At 70.5% G+C, this 10124-nt stretch carries 11 protein-coding genes; 5 read left to right on the top strand and 6 right to left on the bottom strand.

Annotation, left to right across the window (positions count from 1 at the left end):
* Positions 1 to 135: 135 nt before the first annotated feature.
* A complete protein-coding gene (locus QH283_RS03205) occupies positions 136 to 1305 on the bottom strand; it encodes an acyl-CoA dehydrogenase family protein (RefSeq protein ID WP_280501523.1) in 1170 nt (389 codons plus the stop codon).
* A 123-nt stretch (positions 1306 to 1428) separates the two neighbouring features.
* Between QH283_RS03205 and QH283_RS03210 the strand changes: the two genes are divergently transcribed.
* Together QH283_RS03210 and QH283_RS03215 are read left to right on the top strand one after the other, a co-directional pair.
* On the top strand, positions 1429 to 2235 hold the full coding sequence (locus QH283_RS03210) for a FadR/GntR family transcriptional regulator (RefSeq protein ID WP_280501524.1): 807 nt from the start codon (positions 1429 to 1431) through the stop codon (positions 2233 to 2235).
* A 250-nt stretch (positions 2236 to 2485) separates the two neighbouring features.
* Positions 2486 to 3679 (top strand): IS110 family transposase, encoded by a 1194-nt coding sequence (locus QH283_RS03215; protein WP_115410566.1) that lies wholly within the window; start codon positions 2486 to 2488, stop codon positions 3677 to 3679.
* 32 nt (positions 3680 to 3711) lie between these two features.
* Here QH283_RS03215 and QH283_RS03220 read toward each other — a convergent pair whose 3' ends face one another.
* Positions 3712 to 4830 carry a dihydrofolate reductase family protein gene (locus QH283_RS03220; RefSeq protein WP_280501525.1) on the bottom strand — a complete coding sequence of 373 codons (1119 nt, stop codon included), beginning with the start codon at positions 4828 to 4830 and terminating at the stop codon, positions 3712 to 3714.
* Positions 4827 to 5471 carry an aminodeoxychorismate/anthranilate synthase component II gene (locus QH283_RS03225; RefSeq protein ID WP_280501526.1) on the bottom strand — a complete coding sequence of 215 codons (645 nt, stop codon included), beginning with the start codon at positions 5469 to 5471 and terminating at the stop codon, positions 4827 to 4829. The genes QH283_RS03220 and QH283_RS03225 overlap by 4 nt, the downstream gene beginning before the upstream one ends.
* Positions 5472 to 5566: 95 nt before the next feature.
* On the opposite strand from QH283_RS03225, the gene crgA reads away from it, so the two are divergent.
* Both crgA and QH283_RS03235 read left to right on the top strand, forming a co-directional pair.
* Positions 5567 to 5830, top strand: a complete 264-nt coding sequence (gene crgA / locus QH283_RS03230) for a cell division protein CrgA (protein ID WP_280501527.1) — start codon at positions 5567 to 5569, stop codon at positions 5828 to 5830.
* 84 nt (positions 5831 to 5914) lie between these two features.
* Positions 5915 to 6397 carry a PH domain-containing protein gene (locus QH283_RS03235; protein ID WP_280501528.1) on the top strand — a complete coding sequence of 161 codons (483 nt, stop codon included), beginning with the start codon at positions 5915 to 5917 and terminating at the stop codon, positions 6395 to 6397.
* Between the two features lie 19 nt (positions 6398 to 6416).
* On the opposite strand, the gene QH283_RS03240 is transcribed toward QH283_RS03235, so the two are convergent.
* Positions 6417 to 7286 carry a rhomboid family intramembrane serine protease gene (locus QH283_RS03240; RefSeq protein ID WP_280501529.1) on the bottom strand — a complete coding sequence of 290 codons (870 nt, stop codon included), beginning with the start codon at positions 7284 to 7286 and terminating at the stop codon, positions 6417 to 6419.
* Between the two features lie 110 nt (positions 7287 to 7396).
* On the opposite strand from QH283_RS03240, the gene QH283_RS03245 reads away from it, so the two are divergent.
* Positions 7397 to 7711: a hypothetical protein gene (locus tag QH283_RS03245; RefSeq protein WP_280501530.1), complete on the top strand. Its 315-nt coding sequence runs from the start codon at positions 7397 to 7399 to the stop codon at positions 7709 to 7711.
* A gap of 51 nt (positions 7712 to 7762) precedes the next feature.
* Here QH283_RS03245 and QH283_RS03250 read toward each other — a convergent pair whose 3' ends face one another.
* Positions 7763 to 8557, bottom strand: a complete 795-nt coding sequence (locus QH283_RS03250; protein WP_280501532.1) for an ABC transporter permease — start codon at positions 8555 to 8557, stop codon at positions 7763 to 7765.
* Between the two features lie 56 nt (positions 8558 to 8613).
* Positions 8614 to 9612, bottom strand: a complete 999-nt coding sequence (locus QH283_RS03255; protein ID WP_280501531.1) for an ATP-binding cassette domain-containing protein — start codon at positions 9610 to 9612, stop codon at positions 8614 to 8616.
* Between the last annotated feature and the right edge of the window lie 512 nt (positions 9613 to 10124).

The raw sequence follows: 10124 nt of genomic DNA on the forward strand, positions 1-10124 counted from the left end.
ACACGCCCTGCGGACCCTCGGCCGCGCCTGGCTCCGCATCATCTGGGCCTGCTGGCGCACCAAAACCGCCTACAACCCCACCCGGCACGAACCCCAAACCCAACCGGTCGCCGCATAGGGGTTGACTCAGGAAACTCATGCCGCCTCCCCCGCTCGTCGTGTGTGGCCGAGCAGCGCCCGCGCCAGCAGGATCTGCTGCATCTCGATGCTGCCCGAGGCGACGGTCGCCGCGTTGGCGTAGCGCCAGTGGTCCTCCACGGCGCGCCGGAACTGCCGATGGCGCGGCTCGTCGCCGGTGACGTGGGCGGCGAGTTCGGTGAGCAGGCCGGCGCTCTCCTGGTCCAGCCGCGTCACGGCGATCCGGTAGGCGGCCACATCGGCGGGAGCGACCCGGCCCGCGCGTTGGGCCGCGAGCACCTGATAGGCGAGCAGGCGTGCCCGGCGCGCGCGGGTGAGCATCCGCGCCCAGCGCCCGGGCAGGGCGGCGGGCAGTGCCGCCCACCGCTCGCCGAGCGCCTCGGGGGCGGCCTGCAACAGCCGCTCGCAGCGGGCGTAGCGGGCGATGCCGACCCGTTCGAAAGCCAGCACCTCCTGCACCACCGACCAGCCGGCGCCGACCGGGCCGAGCACATCGGCCCCGGTGACGGGCACCTCGTCGAAGAACACCTCGTTGAGATGGTGCGGACCGAGCATCGAGCGGATGGGCCGCACCACGATCCCCGGCGCGGACATCGGCAGCAGGAAGACGGTGAGCCCCTGCTGTTTCCGTTCCTCGACGGCGGTGCGGGCGAGCAGGAAGCACCACTGCGCCATGGTGGCGTAGGAGGTCCAGATCTTCTGTCCGGTGATGCGCCAGCCGTCGCCCTCGGGTCGGGCCGCGGTGCGCAGCGAGGCCAGGTCGGAGCCGGAGTCCGGCTCGCTGAAACCCTGGCACCAGATCACCTCGCCGCGCGCGATGGGCGGCAGGTGCAGGCGCTGCTGCTCGGGGGTGCCGTGGCGCATGATGGTCGGCCCCACCCAGTTCACGCCCATGTACTGGGCGCCGCGCGGCTCGTGGTGGGCCCACATCTCCTCGCGGACCACGGTTTGTTCCCAGACCGAGGCTCCGCGCCCGCCGAATCGCTCCGGCCAGGCCGCGCACAACAGGCCGCGTTCGGCCAGCAGCGCGCAGAAGCGTTGCGCCACCGCCAGATCGGCGGGGTCGTCGGTGAAGGCGCCGAGGAAATCCGCGGGGACTTCCGTCGCGATCAGCCGCCGCAACTCCCCGCGCAACGCCGCGGCGGCCGTGCCCATCGTGAAGTCCATGTGGCGCAGATTACTTCAATCCTCACAAGGATAACAATGTTTGTATGGTCATCCGCCGGTGATTAGAATGCCGCAGATGACCGACAGGCGAGAGCGCGTGCCATCCGACCCGGAGCAGCGGGCATGACCAGCGCACGCCGCGGCCGGGTGCCGCAGCGCCGGATCGCCGAAACCGTGGCCGCCGAACTGCGCGCCCGCATCCTGGCCGGTGACGAGACCTACCGGCTTCCCACCCAGGACCAGCTCGTCCAGGACTTCGGCGTCAGCTACCCCTCGATCCGCGAGGCACTGCGCATCCTCGAGACCGAGGGCCTGGTCACGGTCCGGCGCGGCAATGTCGGTGGCGCCGAGGTGCACCGGCCCGACGAAGCCTCCGCCGCCTACCATCTCGGACTGGCACTGCAAGGCGCTCGCGTGACCCTCGGCGATCTGGCCGGCGGCCTGCGCATGCTCGAACCGCTGTGCGCCGCCGAGTGCGCGCGCCGCGAGGACCGCGCCGAGACCGTGGTGCCCGTGTTGACCGAGAGCGTCGACCGCTCGGCCGAACTGCTCGACGACGGCGTCGCCTTCACCCACGCCGCCCGCGAATTCCACGACCTGATCGTGTCGTTCACCCCGAACCTCACCGTGCGCTATGTGGTGAGCACGCTGGTCACACTGTGGTCCGGCCAGGAGGAGGCGTGGGCGGAGGCGCTCACCCGGCGCGGTGAGTACCCCTCCCGCGCCGAGGCCAACGAGGCCGTGCGCACGCACCGGCGGATCATCCGCGAGATCGAGGCGGGAAAGGCCGACGAGGCCGAGCGGCTGTACCGCACCCATCTCGCGGCCACCCAGCAGCTGGTGCTGGAGCGTTTCGACGACGGCGTGGTCAACGCCGCACCCTCCGGCGCGCGACTGGCGTCCCATGGCGCCGCCCGCCCCCGGCTCTGACACGCCGAACGCCCCCGTTACCTTTTTCGTGGGCCCCAGATCGGGCCCACGGTCGCCAGGCCCGGTATGACTACTTGCCCCTGTCTTTCGAATGATCCGGGGGGTGGTGTCGCCGGGCCCTGGTGGCGTCGACGGACCGCTGATGGGGACAGGGCCGCTGATAGGTCTCTTCGTAACGTGGGTGCCGGGCGTTGACGCCAGATCGGGCGACCGTCCGATGAGCGTTTCGATGCGATGAGGACCGAGCAAGGTGAAACAACCCTATGCCGTGTTCTGCGGCGTTGACGTGGGAAAAGGCGAACACCACGCGGTCGGGCTCGACCCGAACGGGAAACGGTTGTTCGACAAGGCATTACCCAACGACGAGTCCCGGTTGCGAGCGGTGTTCAACAAACTCGCCGCCCACGGGCCACTACTGATCGTGGTCGACCAGCCGAACACGATCGGCGCCCTGCCGGTCACCGTCGCCCGCGCCTGCGGCCACGATGTCGCCTACCTGCCCGGGCTGGCGATGCGCCGCATCGCCGACCTCTACCCAGGCCAGGCCAAAACCGACGCCCGCGACGCCCACATCATCGCCGACGCCGCCCGCACCATGCCCCACACGCTGCGCCGCGTCGACATCGGCGACGACACCCTCACAGAACTCGGTGTCCTGGCCGGGTTCGACGACGACCTCGCCGGCGAAGCGACCCGCACCAGCAACCGCATCCGCGGCCTGCTCACCGGCATCCACCCCGCCCTCGAACGCGTCCTCGGCCCGAGAGTCGCGCACCCGGCAGTGCTGGAAATCCTGTCGCGTTGCGGTGGTCCCGAAGGGATCCGCGCAGCGGGCCGACGCAAACTCACCGCCATCGCCGTCAAACATGCTCCACGCATGGGTGCCCGTCTGGTCGAGGAGATTCTGGCCGCGCTGCCCGCGCAAACCGTCACCGTTCCGGGCGCCAAAGCCGCTGAAACCGTGCTCCCGAAGCTGGCTGATTCGCTGAAAGCGGTTCTGTTGCAACGCAAGCAGATCGCCGAGGACATCGAGGAGATGTTCACCGATCACCCTCTTGCCCAGGTCCTGACCTCGATGCCCGGCATCGGAGTCAGGACCGGCACCCGCATCCTGCTCGAAGTCGGCGACGCCACTGCGTTCGCCACGGCCGGCCATCTCGCCTCCTACGCCGGCATCGCCCCGATCACCCACCGATCCGGCAGCTCCATCCGCGGTGAACACCCCGCCCGCTCCGGCAACCACAAACTCAAACGAGCGTTGTTCCTGTCCGCGTTCGCAGCCCTGCACGACCCAGCCAGCCGCGCCTACTACGACAGAAAGAGAGCCGAGGGCAAGAAGCACAACGCCGCCCTCATCTGCCTGGCACGCCGACGATGCGACGTCTTGTTCGCCATGCTCCGCACCAAACAGCCCTACCGCACACCTGCAGCCTCAGCAGCTTGACGAACACCATAGGGACACCCCCCGGTTCCGTCCTACCCCAGGTCGAGGTGGCGATTCATCGACATCGCCGCCTCGGCCAGCTCGGGGAACTCCACGACCTCGACGCCGTTGTCGCGCAGCTTCTCCACCCCGACGCAGTTGCGCACGAAGGTCGACGGCTCCCGCCAGGCGATGACCACGCGCCCGATGCCCGCCGCCAGGATGCGGTCGGCGCACGGCAGCCGGGAGGCGGTGGCGCGCTGTGAGCAGGGCTCCAGCGTGCTGTAGACGGTCGCGCCGGCCAGCCGGGGGTCGCGCGGGTCGAGCTTGTCCAGCGCCGCCTCCTCGGCGTGCGCCTTCTCGTCGGTCTCGCGCGAGTAGCCGGTGGCGAGCACCTCGCCGTCGGCCACGATGACCGCGCCCACCGAGAAGGCGGTCGCGCTGGGCGGGCAGGCGCGGGCCAGCGCGATGGCCCGGCGCAGGAAGCGCCGGTCCCGGTCGGCGATGGACTCGGTGCGCAGCAGGTAGCGCAACACCGCCATGTCGCCGACCATGTCCACGTCGGTGAGCACCAACCGGCGCGCCGGGAACACCGCCGGGTCGACGAAGCGCGGCGAGCCCGCCGCCCCGACCAGCAGCGGGGCGACCGCCAGCCGCAGTTCGTCGGCCAGATCGCCGGCCAGCAAGGCGGTGTGCAGGCTGGTTCCGCCCTCCACCATGAGCCGCCGAACCCCGCGCGCGCCGAGATCGTCCAGCAGCGCCCCGAGGTCGATGCGCGGGCCGAGCACGCGCACCTCGGCCAGTCCGGCCAGCGAGTCGCCGAGTGCTCGGGCGCCCGCCGCGGTGGTGTAGACGAGTTTGCCGCCGCCCTCGTGCCACACCCGCAGGCCCGGGTCGAGCGCGCCGCTCGCGGTGACGGTCACCTTCAACGGGTACTCGGGCCTGCCCGCCGCGAGCCTGGCCCGCCTGCGCGACTCGGCGGCCACCAGCAGGCGCGGATTGTCCGAGCGCAGGGTCCGGGCGCCGACCATGATCGCGTCGCACTCCGCGCGGACCTGGTCGACGCGGTCGAAATCCGCGGCGTCGGACAGCAGCAGCCGCTGCGGGCTGTCGTCGTCGAGGAAGCCGTCCAGGCTCATCGCCGCCGACAGCAGCACATACGGTCGGGTCACCGCAGCACCAGCGACGCGACCTCCGCCTCCAGCTGCTTCACCAGCCCCTCGGCGGGGCGTTCACCGCACACGCCGAGCCAGTTGGCCAGCATCCGGTGCCCGCCCTGGGTCAGCACGGACTCGGGGTGGAACTGCACGCCGTGGATCGGCAGCTCCCGGTGGCGCATGGCCATGACCAGGCCGGATTCGGTGCGCCCGAGCACCTCGAGTGCGGGCGGCATGGTCTGCTCCAGCACTGTCAGCGAGTGGTAACGGGTGGCGGTGAAGGGGTCGGGCAGCCCGGCCAGCACGCCGGCTCCGATGTGGTAGACCTCGCTGGTCTTGCCGTGCAGCAGCTCCGGCGCCCTGGTGACGGTGGCGCCGAAGGCCTCGCCGATGGCCTGGTGTCCGAGGCACACGCCCAGCAGCGGGGTCGCGCTCTTCGCGCAGGCCCGCACCAGGTCGATGCTGGCGCCGGCGCGGTCGGGGGTGCCGGGGCCGGGGCTGATGAGGATGCCGTCGTATTCGGCCGTCACGGCCTCGGTGTCGGACAACCGGGCGTCGTCGTTGCGCCAGACGACGGCCTCGGCCCCCAGCTGGCCCAGGTACTGCACCAGGTTGAACACGAAGCTGTCGTAGTTGTCGACGACCAGAACACGCATGGCATCGAGATTAGTGCAGGTTCGCCGGGGTGCCCCATCGATTACCGGTTGGGATAGCCTTGACGTCGACCGATAGTCCCGATGCCGAGGATGTCATGCCGAAGTCGAAGGTCCGCAAGAAGACCGATTACTCGATCAATCCTGCCAGCCGTACCCCGGTCAAGGTCAAGGCGGGGCCGTCTCCGGTCTGGTACGTCGCGATCATGCTCGGGTTCATGCTCGCCGGGCTGCTGTGGCTGCTGGTGTACTACCTGGCCGCCGAGCAGATCAGCTGGATGAACGACCTCAACGCCTGGAACTTCCTGATCGGCTTCGGCCTGATGGTCATCGGCCTGATCATGACCATGCGGTGGCGCTGACCTGCGCCCCAGCCCTCCCGGCGCTTTAATTACACCTGTGTCATTCATTCACATCCTGTGGATGAACCTGTGGACAACTCGAGGATGGATTGGGGACAGCGCCACGTGAACCCGGATTCGACGCCGCAGGAACCCCGCCTCACCTGGTCCACCCCCACCCCCGCCCAGATCGCCGTCGGGGTCGGCGGCGTGGCGTTGGCGATCGCCGCCTTCTTCGCCGCCGACGCGCCGAGCAAGCTGCTCGTCGGCCTGGCCGCCGCGGGTCTGCTCGGGCTGGCCGTCCTCGGATTCCGGCAGCGCCCGCGCCTCAAGGTGCGCCCGGGGCCCGAACCTCGGCTCATCGTCCGCAGCCTGCTCGGTCCCACCGAATACCGCCCCGAACAGCTGATCCGCGCCCGCATCGTGAGCTACCGCAGGCTCGGCCGCCGCACCCCGATGCTGGAGATCGACGTGCGGCACGGCGAGGGTGACCGGCTGCTGATCTTCGGCCGCTGGGATCTGGGCACCGACCCGCAGAACGTCTTCGACGCGTTGGTGGTGCACCGCATCGCCGCCCTGCGGGACTGACGTCCCCTCCCGGCCGACCTCAGGCGAGCAGCGCCACCGCGACCACGATGACCACCAGCGAGGCCAGCGCCACCGCGGCGACAGCGGCCGAGCCCACCTGCCGCGCGGTCGCGGGATCGCGCACCCGCAGCCATTCCGGGCCGAACAGCATCCCCAGGGTGGCCACCGTGCCGGCGAACAGTCCGCCGAGGTGCGCCCACAGCGAGATGCCGGGCAGGCTCAGGCTGAGAAAGACATTGATGCCGATGATCACCAGGATCTGGGTGGGATTCATCCGCAGCCGGAACATCAGCACCGCGATCACACCGAACATGCCGTAGACCGCGCCGGACGCGCCCGCCGCCATCGAGTTCGGCGCCTCGAGCAGCATGCACGCCGCCGAGCCGCCGAGCAGCGACACCCCGTACAGCGCCAGCGTCCGCCAGCGCCCGAGCACCGGCTCGACCTGGATGCCGATCACGTAGAGGGCGAACATGTTCAGCGCCAGGTGCATCGGCCCGTAGTGCAGGAAGCCCGCGCCGATCAGCCGGATCCACTCGCCGTCGGCGACCAGGGAGGGCACCAGCGCCAGCCGCAGGAACAGCGACGAGCGGAAATTGTCCATCAGGTTGCCCGACTGGGACACCGTGATCGCGTAGAACAGCAGGTTGACCGCGATCAGGCCGTAGGTGACATACGGCGTGGCCACCTGGGCAACCGGCGCGCCCGCCACCGTGCGGACCGGCCGCACCTCGGCGCTCGCCGCGCGCAGGCAGTCCACGCAGTGCTGGCCGACCGACGCGGGCCGCAGGCACTCCGGGCAGGCCGGGCGGCCGCAGCGCGTGCAGGAAAGCCCGGTGACCCGATCGGGGTGGCGGGCGCAGGTGGGCGCGTACGGGCGAGCGTTCATCACCCGGCCATGCTATGCGAAATCGGACACCGCCCCTCGGCGCTCACCGCTCACACCGGCTCCGACCTGCGGTTTCTGCATCCGTGCCCGCCTTGTGCCAAAGTGAACGAATGACCTCGAGGCCCTCGTTCCTCTCCGCGAATTCCCGTAACCGGCTCATCGCCGCGGCCCTGCTCGGTGCGGCGGGCGGCGCGGCCTGGATCGTGCGCAGCAAGCGGCCGCTGCCGCCGGAGCCCGCCCCGGAACCGCCGCGTATCGGTCACACCCGCGAGGTGACGGCCGACGCGGCGCCCACCCCTGCGGTGGCGTCGTCCAACGGCGCGACGGCGGCCGCCTCGACGTCCGGCCAGGACTCCGCCGAGACGCAGCACCCCCCGACTCCGCGCGACGGAGCCGAGGGGGCCAACGGAGCCGAGGCGAACTGACCCGTACCGCCGCGCCGCGCCGCGCCCGCGGCCGGCCGAGGCGGCGCGGTCTCAGCGGCTGACGGTCCGCTTGTACTGCCGCAGCGCCAGCGGCACGAAGATCGCCCTGATGGCGGCCACCCAGATGAGCGTGGTCGCCACCGGATGCTGCATGGACCAGGCCTGCGAGGTCGGGGGCATGCCGCCGGTGTTGCCGAACAGCTCACGGGTGGCCGCCACCACCGCCGAGACCGGATTCCACTCCGCGAAGACCTTCAGCACGGTGGGCAGATTCTCGATCGGAACGAAGGTGTTGGCCAGGAAGGTCAGCGGGAACATCACCATGAAGCTGGCGTTGTTGAACACCTCGGGCGAGCGGACCAGCAGGCCGACCACGGCCATGATCCACGACAGCGAGTAGGCGAACAGCAACAGCAGCAGGTAGGCCAGCAGCGCGTCCAGGAACGAGCCGCGGATGCGCCAGCCCACCAGCAGACCGCTGATCGACATGACCACCAGGCTCACCACGTTGATGACCACATCGCTGACGGTGCGCCCGATCAACACCGCCACCGGCGCCATCGGCAGCGAGCGGAACCGGTCGATGATGCCCTTCTGCATGTCCTCGGCCAGGCTCGCACCGGTGAAGGAAGCGCCGAAGACCACGGTCTGGGCGAAGATGCCCGCGATCAGGAACTCGCGGTAGCCGCCTTCCAGGCCGGGCACGTCGATCGCGGTGCCGAACACGTAGGCGAACAGCAGCACGAACATGATCGGCGAGAGCGTGGAGAAGATCAGCACGTCTGGCACGCGCTTGATCTTGATGACATTGCGTTTGGTGATGGTCACGCTGTCGGCGACGAGCATGGCGAGCCTGCTCGACAGACCGGGTTCGGTGCGATCGACCGTGGTGGGAGCCGAACTCATCGGGCAGCCCCTTCCGTGTTCTCGGCGGGACGGGCGGCGTCGGTGTCGGAATCCCGTTCGGCCTCGTGGCCGGTGAGGGTGAGGAACACGTCGTCCAGCGACGGTCGGCGCAGCCCGACGTCGTGGATCTGCACGCCCGCGGCGCCGAGCAGCCCGATGGCGTCGACCAGGGCCTGCGAGCCGTTGCCCACCGGAACCACCAGCCGGCGCAGCGAGGGCTCGAGGTGGATGTCGCCGTCGGCGAGCGGTTTCAGCACCCGTTCGGCCGCGGGCAGGGTGGCGGCGGAGTCGACGGTGAGCTCGATGCGGTCGCCGCCGACCATGGATTTCAGTTCGTCGGCGGTGCCGCGGGCGATGACCTTGCCGTGGTCGATGACCGCGATGGCGTCGGCGAGCCGGTCGGCCTCGTCCATGTACTGGGTGGTCAGCAGCAGGGTGGTGCCGCCGGCGACCAGTTCCTCGATGACGTCCCACAGATCCAGCCGGGCACGCGGGTCGAGCCCGGTGGTCGGCTCGTCGAGGAACAGCACCGGCGGGTTGGCCACCAGCGCGCCCGCCAGATCGAGCCTGCGGCGCATGCCGCCGGAGTAGCCGCGCACCGGGCGGTCGGCGGCGTCGGTGAGCCGGAAGCGTTCCAGCAGCTCACGGGCGCGTTCCTTGCTGCGCTTGACGCCGAGGTGGTACAGCCTGCCCACCATCTCGAGATTCTCGAAGCCGGTGAGATACTCGTCCACCGCCGAGTACTGGCCGGAGGCGCCGATGCGCGAGCGCAGCGCCTGCGGATCGCGCAGCACGTCGATCCCCGCGACGGTGGCGCTGCCCGCGTCGGGCACGAGCAGCGTGGTGAGCACGCGGACGGTGGTGGTCTTGCCTGCTCCGTTGGGGCCGAGCAGTGCGGTTACGGTGCCCTCGGGCACTCGCAGATCGAGGCCGTCGAGAGCGACCAGGCGGCCGTAGCGCTTGACCAGCCCCTCGGCGACTATTGCGTCGGGCATGTTGCTCCTGAAGTGGAAGAGTGCACGTCGTCGTGGCGGTCCTCGGGGCGACCGCGAGACGCGGCCGGTGCCAGTATCGGCCTCCGCCCGCGCGGACGCAGCTGAATTTCCGCCCGCCCGCTCGCCCCGCACCCGCTCCGCCCGCGCGGCGTTCCCCTGCCCGCGGACGCTTCCCGGATCACCATCGCGCCATCGTGGCAGAGGGGTCCGACACATCGACGACGTCGCACGTGCGGGCCGGGTCGGCCGGCGTGTAACCGGCTGAATGCCACGAACTCCCGGCCCGGCCGGCCCGGTGGACATCGGGTCGGGCGACCGCGACGGGCCCGGCGGGCGACCGATCGGAGAATGTTCGGGAAATCGCACCCGTGCCGTGCACACAATCGGCCGGTTATCGCGTAGGATCGTTGGCGTCGGCCCCTCCCCCCCGGGCCGACCTCACGCGGGCCCCCGGGAACAGCCCCCCCTAGCCCCGGGCCCCGCCCATTCCCCCCCCCGGCCGCGGGGGGAGT

This window comes from Nocardia farcinica, assembly GCF_029867845.1.
GTDB lineage: Bacteria > Actinomycetota > Actinomycetes > Mycobacteriales > Mycobacteriaceae > Nocardia > Nocardia farcinica_A.

Bases quoted from the DNA above. Each gene is read 5' to 3' on its own strand.
- QH283_RS03205 (WP_280501523.1), bottom strand. From the start codon at position 1,305: ATGGACTTCACGATGGGCACGGCCGCCGCGGCGTTGCGCGGGGAGTTG.
- QH283_RS03210 (WP_280501524.1), top strand. From the start codon at position 1,429: ATGACCAGCGCACGCCGCGGCCGGGTGCCGCAGCGCCGGATCGCCGAA.
- QH283_RS03225 (WP_280501526.1), bottom strand. From the start codon at position 5,471: ATGCGTGTTCTGGTCGTCGACAACTACGACAGCTTCGTGTTCAACCTG.
- crgA (WP_280501527.1), top strand. From the start codon at position 5,567: ATGCCGAAGTCGAAGGTCCGCAAGAAGACCGATTACTCGATCAATCCT.
- QH283_RS03235 (WP_280501528.1), top strand. From the start codon at position 5,915: ATGGATTGGGGACAGCGCCACGTGAACCCGGATTCGACGCCGCAGGAA.
- QH283_RS03240 (WP_280501529.1), bottom strand. From the start codon at position 7,286: ATGAACGCTCGCCCGTACGCGCCCACCTGCGCCCGCCACCCCGATCGG.
- QH283_RS03245 (WP_280501530.1), top strand. From the start codon at position 7,397: ATGACCTCGAGGCCCTCGTTCCTCTCCGCGAATTCCCGTAACCGGCTC.
- QH283_RS03250 (WP_280501532.1), bottom strand. From the start codon at position 8,557: ATGCTCGTCGCCGACAGCGTGACCATCACCAAACGCAATGTCATCAAG.
- QH283_RS03255 (WP_280501531.1), bottom strand. From the start codon at position 9,612: ATGCCCGACGCAATAGTCGCCGAGGGGCTGGTCAAGCGCTACGGCCGC.